General features: G+C 43.0%; 14 protein-coding genes and 1 rRNA gene. 14 read left to right on the top strand and 1 reads right to left on the bottom strand.

What is annotated here, in order from left to right:
* From rrf to hisC, 9 genes are all read left to right on the top strand, one after another.
* Window positions 1-91 (top strand): 5S ribosomal RNA (rrf, locus tag OC23_RS18555); the annotation flags it as partial.
* Between the two features lie 221 nt (window positions 92-312).
* On the top strand, window positions 313-1,761 hold the full coding sequence (locus OC23_RS03815; RefSeq protein ID WP_038342935.1) for an RNA polymerase factor sigma-54: 1,449 nt from the start codon (window positions 313-315) through the stop codon (window positions 1,759-1,761).
* 167 nt (window positions 1,762-1,928) lie between these two features.
* Window positions 1,929-2,270 carry a ribosome hibernation-promoting factor, HPF/YfiA family gene (gene hpf, locus OC23_RS03820; RefSeq protein ID WP_038342937.1) on the top strand — a complete coding sequence of 114 codons (342 nt, stop codon included), beginning with the start codon at window positions 1,929-1,931 and terminating at the stop codon, window positions 2,268-2,270.
* A gap of 137 nt (window positions 2,271-2,407) precedes the next feature.
* Window positions 2,408-2,659 (top strand): BolA family iron metabolism protein IbaG, encoded by a 252-nt coding sequence (ibaG, locus tag OC23_RS03825; RefSeq protein WP_004655594.1) that lies wholly within the window; start codon window positions 2,408-2,410, stop codon window positions 2,657-2,659.
* A gap of 6 nt (window positions 2,660-2,665) precedes the next feature.
* The gene (gene murA, locus OC23_RS03830) at window positions 2,666-3,925 is read left to right on the top strand and encodes a UDP-N-acetylglucosamine 1-carboxyvinyltransferase (protein WP_038342940.1); all 1,260 of its coding nucleotides are present in this window, start codon (window positions 2,666-2,668) and stop codon (window positions 3,923-3,925) included.
* Window positions 3,922-4,605, top strand: a complete 684-nt coding sequence (gene hisG, locus OC23_RS03835; protein WP_038342941.1) for an ATP phosphoribosyltransferase — start codon at window positions 3,922-3,924, stop codon at window positions 4,603-4,605. Before murA ends, hisG begins: the two co-directional genes overlap by 4 nt.
* A 136-nt stretch (window positions 4,606-4,741) precedes the next feature.
* Complete coding sequence (locus OC23_RS03840; RefSeq protein ID WP_038343228.1) at window positions 4,742-5,404, top strand: DUF4272 domain-containing protein; 663 nt, start codon at window positions 4,742-4,744, stop codon at window positions 5,402-5,404.
* A gap of 129 nt (window positions 5,405-5,533) precedes the next feature.
* The gene (hisD, locus tag OC23_RS03845) at window positions 5,534-6,826 is read left to right on the top strand and encodes a histidinol dehydrogenase (RefSeq protein WP_038342943.1); all 1,293 of its coding nucleotides are present in this window, start codon (window positions 5,534-5,536) and stop codon (window positions 6,824-6,826) included.
* Window positions 6,827-6,984: 158 nt separating this feature from the next.
* Entirely contained in the window at window positions 6,985-8,070 is a 1,086-nt protein-coding gene (hisC, locus tag OC23_RS03850; protein WP_038342944.1) for a histidinol-phosphate transaminase, read from the top strand.
* A 14-nt stretch (window positions 8,071-8,084) separates the two neighbouring features.
* Here the strand turns inward: hisC and OC23_RS03855 are convergent, their stop codons facing one another.
* The gene (locus OC23_RS03855; RefSeq protein WP_038342945.1) at window positions 8,085-9,434 is read right to left on the bottom strand and encodes an anthranilate synthase component I family protein; all 1,350 of its coding nucleotides are present in this window, start codon (window positions 9,432-9,434) and stop codon (window positions 8,085-8,087) included.
* 522 nt (window positions 9,435-9,956) lie between these two features.
* Between OC23_RS03855 and OC23_RS03860 the strand changes: the two genes are divergently transcribed.
* The 5 genes from OC23_RS03860 to filE all read left to right on the top strand — a co-directional run bounded on the left by OC23_RS03860 (window position 9,957) and on the right by filE (window position 16,177).
* Window positions 9,957-10,949 carry a DUF6160 family protein gene (locus tag OC23_RS03860; protein WP_038342947.1) on the top strand — a complete coding sequence of 331 codons (993 nt, stop codon included), beginning with the start codon at window positions 9,957-9,959 and terminating at the stop codon, window positions 10,947-10,949.
* A gap of 271 nt (window positions 10,950-11,220) precedes the next feature.
* Complete coding sequence (locus OC23_RS03865) at window positions 11,221-12,054, top strand: C39 family peptidase (protein WP_038342949.1); 834 nt, start codon at window positions 11,221-11,223, stop codon at window positions 12,052-12,054.
* A gap of 44 nt (window positions 12,055-12,098) precedes the next feature.
* A complete protein-coding gene (locus OC23_RS03870; RefSeq protein ID WP_038342950.1) occupies window positions 12,099-13,241 on the top strand; it encodes a transporter in 1,143 nt (380 codons plus the stop codon).
* 12 nt (window positions 13,242-13,253) lie between these two features.
* Window positions 13,254-14,918 carry an OmpP1/FadL family transporter gene (locus tag OC23_RS03875; protein WP_171194751.1) on the top strand — a complete coding sequence of 555 codons (1,665 nt, stop codon included), beginning with the start codon at window positions 13,254-13,256 and terminating at the stop codon, window positions 14,916-14,918.
* Between the two features lie 11 nt (window positions 14,919-14,929).
* The gene (gene filE / locus OC23_RS03880; protein ID WP_227505530.1) at window positions 14,930-16,177 is read left to right on the top strand and encodes a putative pilus assembly protein FilE; all 1,248 of its coding nucleotides are present in this window, start codon (window positions 14,930-14,932) and stop codon (window positions 16,175-16,177) included.
* Window positions 16,178-16,181 lie beyond the last annotated feature (4 nt).

Genomic DNA, 16,181 nt, shown 5'->3' on the forward strand with positions numbered 1-16,181 from the left:
CCACCTGATCCCTTCCCGAACTCAGAAGTGAAACCTCTTAGCGCTGATGGTAGTGTGGCACTTGCCATGTGAGAGTAAGTCATCGCCAGCTTTTAAATACGAAACACCCCTGACCAAATGGTTAGGGGTGTTTTTTTATGCCTTGGAAAAATTAAATTGAATAGCATATTTTGAAAAATATTGATAATTTTGCTAATTTTTTGAACAGATGAGTCAATAGAATATAGTTTTCCTTGTAGGCGCAAACATTGCTTTATGTTATAAATATTTTTATAGGCATGTTTTTTGCTTATTTTTATACAAGGAAAAACTATGAAATTATCTGTTGGATTGAAAGTAGCGAACAGTTTATCGTTGACTCCTCAATTACAGCAGGCCATACGTCTTTTACAGCTCTCAAGTTTGGAGCTTGAGCAAGAGATCCAGCTTCAACTGGACAGCAACCCCCTCCTTGAAAAAATTGAAGATATGAGCTCAACAGAAAGTCTTTCTACGCTGGAAGCCAAAGAGACAGAGGACTTAACGACTGAGCTGAATGCCGATCATCTTCCTAATGATTTACCTGTAGACACTGAATGGGATGATATCTATACCCATCAATCTACAGCTTTGGCTACCCCAGAATATGAAGAGCGTGAGGATAACCGGCAGGCACAACGCAGTCTCAAAGAGCATATGCTGGACCAGGTGAATCTTTTGCATTTTTCTACTGTAGACAAGTTAATCGCTTATTGCATTGTTGATTCTCTGGATGACAAAGGCTTTCTGGATGCGGAGTTAGAAGATATCCTGCTTGCTGTTCGACGCTTATTAGAAGAAATGGAGAGCGATGAAGATGTTGAAGAAGATGAAATTATTGTTGTTTTAAAGCATATTCAACGTCTAGATCCGATTGGGGTGGGTTCAAGAAATCTGGCTGAGTGCCTAAAAATTCAGCTGGAAACCTTAGATGGCAAGACTCCCTTTATTGCCGAAGCAAAAAATCTACTGAAATATTATGAATTGCTAATTTCCAATGATTTAAATAAGTTACTCAAACAAACAGGTTTATCAAAAGAACAATTAAAGAGTGCAGTCGATTTACTGAAAACCTTGAAGCCTTATCCGGGATTAGAGTTTGATCAGCAAGAATCTGAGTATCAGGTACCAGATGTAGTGGTTTGCAAAAAAGAGCTGCATTGGCAGGTACAGCTCAATCCGGATATTTTACCCAAGTTGCGGATTAATTCATTTTATTCGGGCATGATCCGTCGCGCCGATCAAAGTGATGATAATGTCTATTTGCGTAATCAAATGCTGGAGGCAAAAAACTTTATTAAGAGTATTGATGAGCGGCATAAAACCTTGCTGAAAGTGGCAACCTGTATTGTTCAACATCAGCGCGCTTTTTTGGAGCAAGGGCCGGAAGCGATGAAGCCATTAGTGCTCCGTGATGTGGCAGAAGAGGTAGAATTGCATGAATCAACCGTATCCAGGGTTACGACCAACAAATATATGTTGACGCCACGTGGCTTGTTCGAGCTGAAATACTTCTTTTCAAGTCATGTCGGAACCACGGCTGGCGGGGAGGCTTCATCAACTGCCATCCGGGCCATGATTAAAAAACTGATTTCGACTGAAAATCTACGTAAGCCTTTGTCAGATAATGCAATTGCCGAGATGCTGAAACAAGAAGGGATTGAGGTGGCGCGTCGTACGGTCGCAAAATATCGTGAATCGTTACATATTCCTGCATCTTCTGAAAGAAAAGTCTTGATCTGAATTTTAAGGTGTGACTATTCTATTGGTTCATTATTACGGAATAATGAATTTTTTAATCATCACTAGAGGAGTCGCTGAAATGATTTAATGGCTGTAGTACCACTGATGTGCATTAAATCTGCTTGAGCGATTTCTTGTATCCTGAGAAAAAGGTGAGGGATAGAATTATGCAAATAACAATTCGTGGACACCATTTAACCATTACACCGGCAATTGAAGAAAATATAAAAGAAAAATTTAGTCAAATGACCAAGCATCTCGACCATGTGAACAGTATGCAAATCAAATTGGCTAAAGATCATCAAATAGACAAACGTTCGCATAAAGGGAGTGCAAACCATATTGCTGAAGCAATTATACGTTTGCCGGGGGTAGAACTGTTTGCACAGGCAACTGCTGATGATATGTATACATCCATTAGAAAACTGACTGATAAATTAAAACGACAGCTTGCAAAACATAGAAAAATCCAGTGTTCGTACCAGCATGAGCTGGCACTTTTAAGTTAATTTTTATTTTATAAAAGAGGCTTTTTTATAGGGCCTCTTTTTTTATTGATAAAAAAAGAAACTGCTTACTGAATTATGTGAAAAAGTTATAGTAAAATAGCTCGTTTTACACCAATGGTTGTATAAGAGGTCTTGAAATGAATAGTGAGCAGCTCACGCAAATTTTAAAAGAAGCTTTCCCTGAAGCAGAAGTAGCAGTGAGCGGACAAGCTGGGAAATTTGACCTGCGTATTGTTGATGATCAGTTTGAAGGTAAACGTACCGTTGCTCGTCAACAATCGGTTTATGCACCTCTAAATTCTTATATTGCGAGTGGTGAAGTTCACGCAGTCACGATTCGCGCAATGACAAAAGACGAATGGCGCAAAGCAAGCCTTTTCGGAGCTTAAATATTAATGGATAAATTTTTAATTACGGGCGGTGTTAAGCTCGAGGGTGAAGTACGCATTTCTGGTGCCAAAAATGCAGCATTACCTTTACTTGCGGCAATGATCCTGGCCGACTCTCCGATTACGTTAACCAATGTACCAAATTTAAAAGATGTAAATACACTGGTAAAGTTGATTGCTGGTCTTGGGGTGACGATTAGTTACGAAGGCGAAACCGTTCGTGCAGATGCTTCGACTCTGGATAACCAGTTTGCACCTTATGAGTTGGTCAAAACCATGCGTGCTTCTATCTTGGTCTTGGGACCATTGCTGGCGCGTTATGGTAATGCCAAGGTATCTTTACCTGGCGGGTGTGCAATTGGTTCGCGCCCGGTTGATCAGCATCTAAAAGCTTTAGAAGCCCTGGGTGCCCATATTGAAGTCGAAAATGGCTATGTCCATGCTTCAGTTGACGGACGCTTAAAAGGTGGTGAAGTCGTTTTTGATATGGTTACTGTGGGTGGTACCGAAAACATCTTGATGGCTGCTGCCTTGGCCGAGGGTGTGACCACCATTCGTAATGCAGCACGTGAACCTGAAATTACCGATCTTGCGCAGATGCTCATTAAAATGGGAGCCAAGATTGAAGGTCTGGATACCGATACGCTGGTGGTAACGGGTGTCGAAAGTTTGCATGGCTGTGAATATGCTGTGGTTGCTGACCGGATTGAAACAGGTTCATATCTGGCTGCTGCTGCCATTACCGGTGGTCGCGTCAAAACCACCCATACCGATCCGGCATTGCTAGAAGCAGTACTGGATAAGTTTGAAGAAATGGGTGCTGAAGTTACGCGTGGGGATGACTGGATTGAGCTCGACATGCAAGGTAAACGCCCTAAGGCCGTCAGTTTCAGGACTTTGCCACATCCGGATTTCCCAACCGATATGCAAGCGCAAATTATGGCGGTGAATGCGATTGGTCGTGGTTTTGCCACAATTTCGGAAACCATCTTCGAAAACCGTTTTATGCATGTCCCTGAACTTTCACGTATGGGTGCCAATATTCAGGTTGAAGGTCATGATGCGGTTGTAACCGGAGTTGAAAAACTTCAGGCTGCACCTGTGATGGCAACAGATTTACGTGCTTCATTTTCACTGGTTCTGGCTGCCTTGGTTGCAGAAGGCGAGACCTTGGTAGACCGTATTTACCACATTGATCGTGGTTATGAACATGTGGAAGAAAAATTACAAAGTTTAGGTGCTCAGATTAAGCGAGTAAAAGGATGAATGACTTAAGAAACGATGATCCAAATTTTGATGTAATGGGCAATTTTGATCATGGTTTAACTTTAGCACTCAGTAAAGGACGTATCTTGAAGGAAACGTTGCCATTGCTTGAACAGGCAGGCATCAACTTACTTGAAGATCCGGACAAATCACGCAAGTTGATTTTTCCAACGACACATAAAAAAGTACGTATCCTGATCTTACGTGCTTCTGATGTACCGACCTATGTTGAAAATGGTGCAGCGGACTTTGGCGTAGCAGGCAAAGATGTACTGATGGAGCATGGCGCGCAACATGTGTATGAGTTGCTTGACCTGAAAATTGCCAATTGTAAGTTGATGACGGCAGGTAAAGTCGGAATGGAACGTCCGAAAGGCCGTTTAAAGATCGCAACCAAATATGTCAACTTAACCCGTCAATACTATGCAAGCCTCGGTGAGCAGGTGGATGTTATCAAGCTTTACGGCTCCATGGAGCTTGCACCTTTGGTGGGGCTAGGTGATTACATTGTCGATGTGGTAGATACCGGAAATACCCTACGTGCCAATGGTCTGGAGCCATTAGAAGAAATCTGCAAGGTTTCTTCCCGCCTGATTGTAAACAAGGCCAGTTTTAAGCGTAAACAAGCGGTCCTTAATCCGATTTTAAGCCAGCTTGAGCAAGCGGTTAAAGCCCGTTAAGTCATTTTCTAGGCCTGTATAAAAAAACCGTTCTTCTGAACGGTTTTTTTATAGGTTTTTATATTAAAAAAGATGCTTCCTTTGCTGTTTTGTTCTATGTTTAAACTTGGTGATCGATCCAAACTATAAAGAAATGATGAAAAATCCACAGCAACGTAAACAGGAATCTATCCTGAAATTACAGGCACAGGCCATTCCGTATATCGACTGGTTGCCGCATATCGAATCTAGTGAAGAGGCCGTGGTACGTTCTGCCGAAAGTATTGCCAAACGGGTGATAGCCTGTTTGCTTGTCATACGAGTTGCATGTGATCTGGAGCATGATCAGTTTGATCAGGAAACCGAAGACTTTATTCTCGATCTGTTAGATAAATTTGAAGTTGCTGCTGAATTAACTGTCAAAGAAAAAAATATATTGAATCGAAGCGCTGCACCGCAAGATATCATCAATATGATCTGGAAGTATGAAGCCTATTGGGTGTTGCTGTGGGCATTAGGGATTGTCGAAGAGCTGAAATATCCAGATGAAATCGCAGATTGTGATTTTGCGATTCAGGCCGTATCTGGCTGCCAGTCATTGCAAGCGTTCATGCAGCAGGTAAAATTAAGAAGTATTGAGGAAATTCTGGATGAAGCTGACCTGATTTACCGCTACGACTGGGCATGTGTTGATGCCCGGCTAAAACAGCAAAATGCGCCTGCTCATTTAAATGCTTCAGTAGTTCTGGAACGGCATGGCGCTTTAAACTGGTTGATACAAAAAGATGCAGATTGGGACAATCCGGATGTAAATACCTAAGATTAAAAAATTAATTCCATTAAAAGCTTTTTCCCATAAAAGCTGAGGAAATACTGCGGTTATCTTGCCCACAAGCGTATGGAAAAAGAGTAAACTTATCGCTCTCTTTTTCACCTTGTGGGTAAATTGATGCGACGTTTATCGACTCAAGATCAGAACTTTAAACAGGCATTTGCTGAGCTTTTGGCATTTGAAACTGTTAATGATCCTCAACTAGTACAAACTGTAGACCAGATTATTGCTGATGTTCGTCAGCATGGTGACGCTCATGTACTTAAATTAACGCAGCAGTTCGATCGACATCCCGCGCATCAATTCTCAGATCTGGAACTGACTCAGGCACAGCTCAAATCGGCATTTGAAGGTTTAAGTGGCGAGATTCGTGAGGCACTGGAGCTGGCTGCCAAACGGATCCGTTCTTTCCATCAGGCACAAAAGCAGGACGGTTGGACTTATGTCGATGACCTGGGGAATACCTTGGGTCAGAAAGTCACACCGCTGGATCGTGTTGGGATTTATGTACCAGGCGGATTAGCCTCTTATCCGTCATCAGTACTGATGAATGCGTTACCGGCACATGTGGCGGGTGTCCCAGAAATTATCATGGTGGTGCCGGCGCCGAATGGTGAATTGAATCCATTAGTACTGGCTGCTGCCCATCTGGCAGGGGTAAGCCGGGTATTTACCATTGGTGGTGCGCAAGCCGTTGCCGCATTGGCCTACGGTACTGAAACCATTCCAGCCGTAGATAAAATTACCGGCCCCGGGAACCGCTTTGTGGCTGCTGCCAAGCGTGCAGTGTTTGGACAGGTTGGTATCGATATGATTGCAGGCCCTTCGGAAATTCTGGTTTATGCCGAAGGTGAAAATAACGCTGAATGGCTGGCTATGGACGTATTATCTCAGGCAGAACACGATACCGTTGCACAAGCCATCTTTATTACCCCGGATGAAGCATTATTAAATGCAGTTGACGCTGCAATTGAAAAGCATTTAACGGAATTGCCAAAGGCTGAAATTGCCAGAACTTCAATTCAAAATCGCGGTGCATTGGTGCTGGTAAAAGACCGGGCCGAAGCAGTTGAACTGATTAATCAGGTGGCGCCTGAGCATTTGGAGTTATGTCTTGATGATGCCGAGCTGATGAGCCAGCAGGTTCGTCATGCAGGTGCAATCTTTATGGGACGTTACACTCCTGAAGCGATTGGCGATTATTGTGCGGGGCCAAACCATGTCCTGCCAACTTCGGGCACCGCACGTTTTTCTTCACCGCTCGGTGTTTACGATTTCCAGAAGCGTTCTAGCCTGATCATGTGCTCTGAAGAAGGCGTGAAGAGCTTGGCAAAAGCAGCAGATGTTTTGGCAGTACAGGAAAATCTTGATGCCCATGCGCGTTCGGCCCGTTATCGTTATAAAGATTGAACAAGAAGTGAGTATCGTGGTCGAGCACGATAATACATAGCAACCTCTCCCTAACCCTCTTTAAAATTGAGAGGGGCTTGTCACGCTACAGGTGAAATAAGTTTCAAGCTCCTCTCTCCCTTGAGGAGAAGTTGGGAGCGGAAATAAGAGAAGATAAAATGACGTTTACAGCACAACAAATGCGTTTTTGGAGTCCAGAGGTTCGTGAATTGGAACCTTATGTACCCGGTGAGCAACCTAAAATCCAGAATTTACTCAAGCTGAATACCAATGAAAATCCATATCCGCCATCACCCAAGGTAGTGCAGGCTGTACAGGATGTTTTAACTGAACAAGCCGATGCCTTGCGTTTATATCCAGATCCGGATGCGATGGCTTTAAAACAGGCGATTGCCAAGCAGCAGCAGGTTGATGTGGCTCAGGTATTTGTTGGTAATGGCTCGGATGAGGTTTTGGCACATATTTTTAAAGCTTTTTTTATCCAGAAAGAGCCGATTCTTTACCCGGATATTACCTATAGTTTTTATCCTGTCTATAGCCAGTTTTTTGGCGTGCACACCAAGCAGATTCCATTGAATGAAAAATTTGAAATCAATGTGTCGGACTATGAACAGCAAAATGGCGGGATTATTATCACCAATCCCAATGCGCCGACCAGTATTGCATTGGGTCTAGATGAGATTGAACAGGTGCTGAAGTCCAATCCGGATCGTGTGGTGGTAATTGATGAAGCCTATGTCGATTTTGGAGCCGAATCGGCGGTACAGCTGGTCAGTCGTTATGACAATCTGGTGGTGTGTCAAACCACATCCAAGTCACGTTCACTGGCCGGGCTACGGGTAGGTTTTGCGATTGCACAAGCGCATTTGATTGCAGCACTGGAAGCGGTAAAAAACAGCTTTAACTCTTATCCAATGGATCGTTTTGCAATTGCGGCCGCTGTCGCTTCCTTTGAAGACCAGGCTTACTTTGAAGCGCAATGTGCCAAAGTGATGGCAAGTCGCGAAAAACTGGTCAGTGAGCTGACTGCTTTGGGCTTTCATGTTTTGCCGTCAAAAGCCAATTTTATCTTTGCAACCCATCCGCAACACGAAGCTGCGCAGTTGGCGCAACAATTGCGTGAGCAGGGCATCATTGTACGTTATTTCAATAAACCACGTATTGATCAGTTCTTGCGTATCACCATTGGTACAGATGAACAGAATCAGCGTCTGGTCGAGACCCTTAAAACACACATTTTATAATTTTGAAGTGACAGTTAATGTTCCGAAGTCTGCCATGTATTGAGTAAATCCAGCATGGCAGAAATTTTATCAAAACATTCCTGATACTCTGCTTCAGCTTCAGAAGCGATGGTAATCCCACCGCCAGCCCACATCGATAACTGATCCTGATATTTTTGGATACTCCGAATCAGGATATTCCAGCAGCCGGTACCATCAAAATTAAAATAGCCCAGACTGCCACAATAGGCACCACGTGGCGCGCCTTCCAGTTCTTCAATAATCTGCATGGCCCGGATTTTTGGGGCGCCAGTGATGGAACCACCGGGCAAGGCTGACAATAACATTTGCATCGGATTGATTTCCGGCTTTAAAGATGCCGTGATTTCGCTCACCATATGGTGGACCTGATTAAAGCTTTCAATTTCGAACAGTTTGGTGGTTTCAACAGAGCCGGTTTCAGCATAAACACTCAGGTCATTGCGTAGAAGATCTACAATCATGACATTTTCGGCCTGATCTTTTTTAGAATGGCTGAGTTTGTCTTTGGAAATTTGGTCTTGTTGTGGATCATCAAAACGTGGCATGGTGCCCTTGATTGGGCGGGTTTTAATTTTCCGGTTGGCCTGAAACTCAATAAATAATTCTGGTGAACAGCTTAACAGCTCAAACTGCTGGATTTTAAGATAGCCTGCATAAGGGGCATGAGTCAGTTCCCAGAGCGTTTGGGCACGACTCAAAACAGAGCCTTCTGCGCGAGCGGTAAACTCCTGGGTCAAATTGATTTGATAGCAGTCACCGGCTTTAATGTATTCCTGAACCTGATGAAATGCTGCCAGATATTGTTGTTTGCTCCAGCGCGGATGACATTGTTCCAGCAGTGAAAGTGTTACCGGAACATGGACAGGTTGATGAATACGTCTGCAAATTTGTTCAAAGATTGCTGCAGCCTGTTTTTCATCACTATAAAAACACCAAGCATTATTCTCAAACTTTAAAAAAGTTGTATACCGGCCCAGGAAAAAACCGGGCTGTTGACGTGAGCTTGCGTTAACGAATTGACCGGCACTGTAATCGTAACCGAAGAAACCAATATAACCGCCATTAAAAGAGGTTGCAGTTATTGCGGGCTGGGCCGTGGTCTTAAAGCTTGAAAAGGCGATAGGAGAACAGGAGTCTGATCGTTTCTGATATTGGTTAAACTGGACCTGCTGGAAACGTTGTAAGGCTGAATGCTGAAAAATTAAAAATTCTTGCGGTAAAAAGGCAATAACGGGAGCATTGTGGTCATATAAGTAGACTAAACCCGTTAAGTCATAGAGTTTTGTTAGAAGATCAAATGCAGAAGTGAGTTGCGTGTTAAGCTTTTGCTGGAAATAAGACATAAAAACGAAAATACTTGCAGATACATTTGGAGAGGTGAATTGTACTACATTCACCTGCGCGGGACGGAAATTTATGATCGGTGTGGCGAAAAACTGACATTTTCAGGTGCAGATCAGAGCTTGTTTCTGGTTTGCTTATACAAGTGATAGAACTGTCACCTTAATACTAAAAAACGCATTTTTGTATACACTTGTAACCATGTGGCGGTGAGCGGATAAATGGAGAAATATTCGTACAAGCGGATGGTCTTTTGTTAAGGAAAATAAGAAATAAATAAAATTTACATAGATTTAGAATCGTTTTTCAAATACAGGGAAGTGAGTGATTTATATGCCGTTTATCGGGTTGTACTTAAAAAGCAGTTAACAGGAGTTGAACATAAAATAACAAACAGGTAATTTAGTAATTGCTAAGCGAACTACTCAAGGATTGGAAGTTCTAGTTGTCATTAATAAAAAAACGACCGTGGACAGTTTAGAGTAGTGAAAGTCAAAAAATAAATGCTCTTGGGAGAGTGCTCAATGAAAATGTTTACTAAACTTGTTTTAGTTTCTTCAATGGCGATTAGCGCAAATGCAATGGCTATGCAGTCAATGGATGATGCTGCACTAAGCGCTGCAACAGGTCAAGATGGTCTTAATATCGGTATCGGTATTTCTAAAATCGAAATCGAAAAAGTTTTAATTCATGATAATGATGGTTTGGCTGCGTCTGCTGGTGGTACGGGTGAAGCTGGTGCTATCGTCATTAAATCAAACGGTACTGGCGCTACAACGGCAAATGGTGTTGTGATCACTGCACCAATGAATGCAGCTGGTGATGCGCTTGATACTACTCGTGCCCTGGCATCTCATAACCTTGCTGATTTAGTGATTGATACAGACAAAGGTACAGGTACCAATGGTGCATTCCTGAACGTTGCTGCAGCAGTGTCTGGTCTAGACATTTATGTAGGTGAAATTGGCGTATCGGGGTCAAATGCTGCGAGTACAACAGATGTTCGTCGTGGTAATGATGATACCAACTACAATGCAATTTTATCTGGCTTGACGGTTAAAACCGGTTTAACAAGTGCGAACATCCAGTTGGGTGCTGCTCCACAAGGTGCAATGATTGCTTTAAATACAACAATGAAAGGTGGTTTGGAGCTTAAAGATCTTGGTATCGTAGATAGCTCAACCAAACAAGGTTCAGGTGATGGTAGCGTAGGTAACCGTGCTGCTGGTCAAATCTATCTTGATAGCATCAAGGTAGCTGATGCTACTGGCACTGACCTGACTGTAAATGCTGCAGTAAGTGTTGTAGGTAAAGAAGCCACAAATAATGGTTATTTACGTATCATTACAGGTTCTGGCGCTTCAACTCCAGCAACTGATGTATATATCAAGGGCGTACATTTAGGCAGTCAAGATGCCAAGTCAATTGGTGATGTTGAAGTACAAGGTCTACAAACTTACTACAACAACGGTTCTGCAAATGTGAAAGGTTCTATGATCACAATTTCTGGTCACTAATACCTTCTTCTAAAGAAAGCGCACAATGTGCGCTTTTTTTTATTTTAAATAGAGTAATTTAAGCTAATAATTTTAGAATGTCAGGCCAGTCACAATACTTTGTTAAAACTTTACTTAATTCTATTTTTCATTACATTTCGTCAAAAAAAACTAAAAAAAAGCTGTTTTTTTCTATAAAAAAAGGTATCTTCAACAGACAGGGATGTAGTGTTTTTAAACACTAAAATAAAACGAATAAGGCAAGTTGTGCCATAGTTAGAAAAAGAGAATTATGTTAGAGATCGCTTTAGGCTCAGCATTGATGTATTACTTTACAACGCAAGCCTTTGAACTTGAGAAAAAGCCAGAGGGGACTGTTCATTACACAGAAACCCTGGATTCCCGTAATACTTCTTTTACCCGTAATCATCGCGAAGCTGTCGTGATTAAACCCGCTGTTGAAGATCAATTCAGGGGAATTGTTCGTCAGGCCTACGACTATAGTTGTGGTTCTGCGGCCCTGACGACATTATTAAATGGTTATGGGGGATTACGTCTAACAGAGCAGCAAACCATGACCGGACTGCTGCAATATGGTGAATATCAACGCATTATTGAGCGCCGTAGTTTTTCCTTGTTGGATATGAAGCGCTTTGTCTCTGCGCTGGGCTTGTCAAGCGGAGGCTATCGGGGAGAATTTGCTGATTTAACTGCTTTAAAACAACCTGCCATTGTGCCGATTACCTACGCAGGTTTTAAACATTTTGTAGTATATAAAGCTTATAAAGATGGAAGGGTGTATGTCGCTGATCCGGCCTTGGGGAATATCAGTTTTGATGAGATCAGGTTTAAGGAGATCTGGGATAATAATACTTTGTATATAGTTGATATTCCTGAACAATATCAAAAGAATTTGTTGGCGCTTCAAGATTCTGATATGCGTCATGTAGAAGATGCAACGGTCAACCGGTATGCCCTCGCGGATATTCAGTTCCCAACGCAAAGGTTTGAAAAACTTGCAGATAAAGCTTCTACCATGCGTAGGGTCTTGGATGCAGACCCCAAATCTGAAAACTATAACAAACCGATTACCACGTATATGCGCTTATATTACAAGCGGAAATAGTTAAGAAAAATCAGTAAAATTAATGTAATAGGATGCAAAGTAAAATGAATCGTACATGGATGAAGATGAGTGTATTGGCGTTAAGTTTAAGCGCAATCACATCAACACTTTACGCAGCAGATGAGCAACCAGCGGCTGAAACTGCGGTACCACAAACAGATGAAGCAGCAGCTGTGACCGCCGGGGAGGCTAGTGTTGCTAATGAGACGCCCGTAAATCCTGTTGCTCCAGCTGTGGAAACGAGTCAGGCGGATCAGGCTGCGAGTGCATTACAGAAAAAAGAAACCGATGCAACGCAAGAAACCAACTTGCAGGAAGTCTTTACCTCAAATGAGCGTCAATACTCCTTGATCAAGAAAGGTGTTTTCTCATCTTACTATGATATTGATTATACTTATTATCGTGATAGCCGAGTGGATATTGCGACAGGGGATAGCACCAGTGCGCTGCAGCGCCTCCGGATAGAAGAAGATGCAAACCATACATTAACCAATACCTTCACCGTACAGTACGGTGTTCTGGATAACGTCACTTTATCTGCATCCTTGCCTTTTGTTGCGAAAAAAGAACTCTTAAAAGATAAGACCGCAGCCGGGTTAGGGGATATTAATTTTGGCGCCCGTTGGGAACCGTTCCCTCTAAAACAAGGCCGTTTGCCTTTAGTCCTGTTTGGTAGCCTTTCGACTAAAACCGGGGATAGTCCTTATGAGATTGGTATCGATGAACTCTCCACAGGTAAAGGATATTACTCCGTTGGTGTCGGGGCAAGTACCCGTAAATATATTGATCCTGTTGTATTGTTTACTTCGGTTTCTGCCAACTATGGATTTAAGGAATCTGGCTTAAATCAACTTCGTGGAGAACGTGTTTTAGAGAGCTTTGATCCGGGTATTAGTGGTGGTTTCGCTTTTGGTTTTGCCTATTCATTTAACTATGATGTATCGCTGACCATGTCCTACCAGCAAAGCTTTAATACGGGGGCAAAATTCTACTTCAAACAGGGTGAAAGCTACGAGTCAGCTGACCAAAGTAGTGCCATGCTGTCCTTTGCCCTGGGCGTGCGGGTATCTCCTGAAACCATTGTAAATGGTACCGTTGGAATCGGTTTAACCGAAGATGCGCCAGATGTAACACTTGGTCTGTCTTTCCCACTTGATATTATAGGTTTTGGCAAAAAAATTCGTTAAGGAGATGTAATGGTGAAACACCTTAAATTATGTCCTTTATCGATAGCCATTTTCTTTGCTGGTTTATCTACTGTTGCCAATGCACAGTTAGGACAAGACTTATCTGTAGATCTGAGATCTCTTTCTTTGGGAAACGCGGTTACAGCCGATCCTCCAGGGATCAGTGCCGTTCATTTTAACCCTGCTGCACTGGCAAAATTAGATGGTTTGCAAACCGATGTACAAGGGATTCTGGCCAATTTCGCGATTAAACGAGATTATTCAGCACCAGCAGGCTATAACGTTTTTGGCTATTCCGATGACCCCCTGGTATGTAATGATGGCCCTGAAATTGATTCCAATATCTGTACCGATTTTAAAGGAACGGTTCATGGCGATGTGGAATATGCCAGTATCTATGTACCGATATTAAAGAAGATTGTTGATTTAGGCCCCAACTCACCTTTAGTTGCGCCTACCGCAGGGATTTCCTATAAGCCGCCTGGCTCGAAAGTAACCTATGCAACGGCAGTATATGCGCCTTTAGTTGCTGGTTTTGGAGCGGAAGATGGTAATCCGAGTAACTATATGGGACAGCAGGTTGCTTTAGAGCGTATTACCTATCTGTCGCCGTCTTTTGGCTATCAGGTCAACGATCACTTGTCCTTAGGCGCATCATTTGGCATGTCTTATCAAGCCATTGCAATGAAAACCGACTTACGTTTCCCGAATGAAATGGTTGGGGTGTTACGTATGGTCGATGAAGTTGTATGCCGGCCTTTTAAAGACAATGGCGATATCATTACCGATCTCTTATTGTTTGGTATCTGTAATGCCAAAGAAGGCATGAACCCATTTAACAAAATGGGGGCGATGGATGTTTCCCTCGAACAATCGCTTAGTCCAAGTTATAACCTGGGCTTACTTTGGGAGCCGACTGACGACTTTAGCTTTGGTATGGTCTATCAAAGTGAAGCAAAGATGCGTTTGAAGGGCAAGTATCTAATTAATAATGCCGTAGCACCACAGCAACTGGTTGCCGGCTTAAACTCTTCTGCTACCGGACAAATCCTTGCGGCTATTTTGGGGTTACCGGGGTATGTCCCGAATGTTGAATCTGGGCTGGTCGCCATGGATTTCAAATATCCACAGCACTTTAAGGCAGGCATCAAATACAAAATATTTCCTGATTTACAAATGAACTTTGATGTGGGCTGGACGGACTTCTCGGCCTGGGACAAGTTCAGGTTCGAATTTGACCGTCAAATTTCATTATTGAAAGTTGCCAAGCTTTTATCTAATGATGTCACCGACCGTTCTCTGGCTTTGCCATTGAAATTCCAGTCTTCCTGGCGTTGGGGAATTGGCTTTGAATATTCTGCCACAGACCGGTTGAAGTTAAGGATGGGATATGAACCCCGTACCAGTTCAATTCCGGACGACAAGCGGAATACCATGGTACCCATTAATAATGCACAGTTATTTGGTTTAGGGATTGGTTATCGGTTTGATCAGGATACCGATCTGGATCTGTCATTGGGTTTTTTACGTAGTCGTGATGATATACCGGCCAACACAAGTAGCCTTTCAAACAAGACCGGGGTAGATAATATTTTATTAAACCCTTATGCAGGCTTGAATGTCAAAACAAATACCAAGGTAACCTTGCTTGGCATTAACTATAGAACAAGATGGTAATGTATAAAATAATGATGAAACAGCCGCTACTTGTGACTTTGCTGATGATACTGGGCAGTGGAGGAGCTGTATCTGCTGAAGATGGCTTCTATACAATCATTGGTCCCGATGGGCGGCCAATGATTATTCCTCAAAAGAAACAATCTCAGCCTAAAACTCTCCCGGCCCAGCAAAAGCCAGAGCAGAACCTTCACAATGAGGAAGTAAAAAAAGTTGAAGAAAAGCAAAAACAGCCAGATAAAATCATTAGCTCTGTTCAGAAAGTGCCGGAAACACAAATAGCTACAGAGACATCTTCGCAAAAGTATCATCCCCGTATTCCTGTTTCCTCTCATACGGTTCCGGCTGTCTCCGCTCCAGCAGAGCAAGCGAAGCCAGAAGAAACTCAAAAACAATCCGCGCAATCACCCGCTGTAAAAACAGGTTTACCGAAAGTCACCTCAGCCCCGGCATCCGCTCCCGTTCAGACACCTCTGCCTGCGGTGATGCCGGCTAGCACGGCCGAGAAACCCGACAAAAGAGAACAGCCAAAGCCTAAACCAGCTGTTGAACAAGTGCAGCACGAGACAACGGGCTCAACCCCGTTAACTCAGGTGGATGGTGTGGAATATGTCAATAATGAGTATTTGGAAGCGCAGGAATTTAATCTTGATGGCAAAAAACGCTTTTATAGCATGCCGGATGGTACCGGGCGTATGGAAACCATTGAGCGTAAAAAAGGGGTCAGCCAGTCGATGCTCAACCGGTTATTGAACCGGAATATTAAAGCTGAAGTACCGATTGTATTGTCCAGTACCTATATCCGTTTATCTGCTGAGGATCTGGCAACCACTTTTGAAAATGATCGCTGTTTTTTAAAAGATTATACCAAGTCAATCAAGACCTTAACGCCTAAAAAAGAAGTGGGTGTCTGGCCAAGGAAGCCATTGAAGGAAAAATTTGAATATGACGTGGTCAAGCTGGAACCGGGCATTGAATATATACAGATTGCCTCTTATGCCGCCAGTAATGAAAAGCCGGTTTATTATTGGCCGCTGGTGGTATTTCTCGATAAAAAAGGATGTGCGCAGGAGGCTGTAAGTGGTTTCAAGAATAACTCAGTCAATACAACATTACTGCAACATGCAGCAATTCAGGGCGTGATAAAAATTCCGCCGCAGGCTGAATATCTAATGATGACCCCGCTTGCTTCGGCCATTGATGTGCCTGAAAGCGAATTGTCCAATCAAGGCCAGATCAGGATCTCTGCTTTAAAATAAGCAA

The sequence above is a fragment of the Acinetobacter sp. A47 genome (assembly GCF_000805455.1).
Taxonomy (GTDB): Bacteria; Pseudomonadota; Gammaproteobacteria; order Pseudomonadales; family Moraxellaceae; genus Acinetobacter.

What these genes read in the sequence shown, in the direction of transcription:
- OC23_RS03840 (WP_038343228.1), top strand. Translation starts at nt 4,742, where the DNA reads ATGAAAAATCCACAGCAACGTAAACAGGAATCTATCCTGAAATTACAG.
- OC23_RS03815 (WP_038342935.1), top strand. Translation starts at nt 313, where the DNA reads ATGAAATTATCTGTTGGATTGAAAGTAGCGAACAGTTTATCGTTGACT.
- OC23_RS03860 (WP_038342947.1), top strand. Translation starts at nt 9,957, where the DNA reads ATGAAAATGTTTACTAAACTTGTTTTAGTTTCTTCAATGGCGATTAGC.
- ibaG (WP_004655594.1), top strand. Translation starts at nt 2,408, where the DNA reads ATGAATAGTGAGCAGCTCACGCAAATTTTAAAAGAAGCTTTCCCTGAA.
- OC23_RS03855 (WP_038342945.1), bottom strand. Translation starts at nt 9,434, where the DNA reads ATGTCTTATTTCCAGCAAAAGCTTAACACGCAACTCACTTCTGCATTT.
- filE (WP_227505530.1), top strand. Translation starts at nt 14,930, where the DNA reads ATGATGAAACAGCCGCTACTTGTGACTTTGCTGATGATACTGGGCAGT.
- hpf (WP_038342937.1), top strand. Translation starts at nt 1,929, where the DNA reads ATGCAAATAACAATTCGTGGACACCATTTAACCATTACACCGGCAATT.
- hisG (WP_038342941.1), top strand. Translation starts at nt 3,922, where the DNA reads ATGAATGACTTAAGAAACGATGATCCAAATTTTGATGTAATGGGCAAT.
- hisD (WP_038342943.1), top strand. Translation starts at nt 5,534, where the DNA reads ATGCGACGTTTATCGACTCAAGATCAGAACTTTAAACAGGCATTTGCT.
- murA (WP_038342940.1), top strand. Translation starts at nt 2,666, where the DNA reads ATGGATAAATTTTTAATTACGGGCGGTGTTAAGCTCGAGGGTGAAGTA.
- OC23_RS03865 (WP_038342949.1), top strand. Translation starts at nt 11,221, where the DNA reads ATGTTAGAGATCGCTTTAGGCTCAGCATTGATGTATTACTTTACAACG.
- hisC (WP_038342944.1), top strand. Translation starts at nt 6,985, where the DNA reads ATGACGTTTACAGCACAACAAATGCGTTTTTGGAGTCCAGAGGTTCGT.
- OC23_RS03870 (WP_038342950.1), top strand. Translation starts at nt 12,099, where the DNA reads ATGAATCGTACATGGATGAAGATGAGTGTATTGGCGTTAAGTTTAAGC.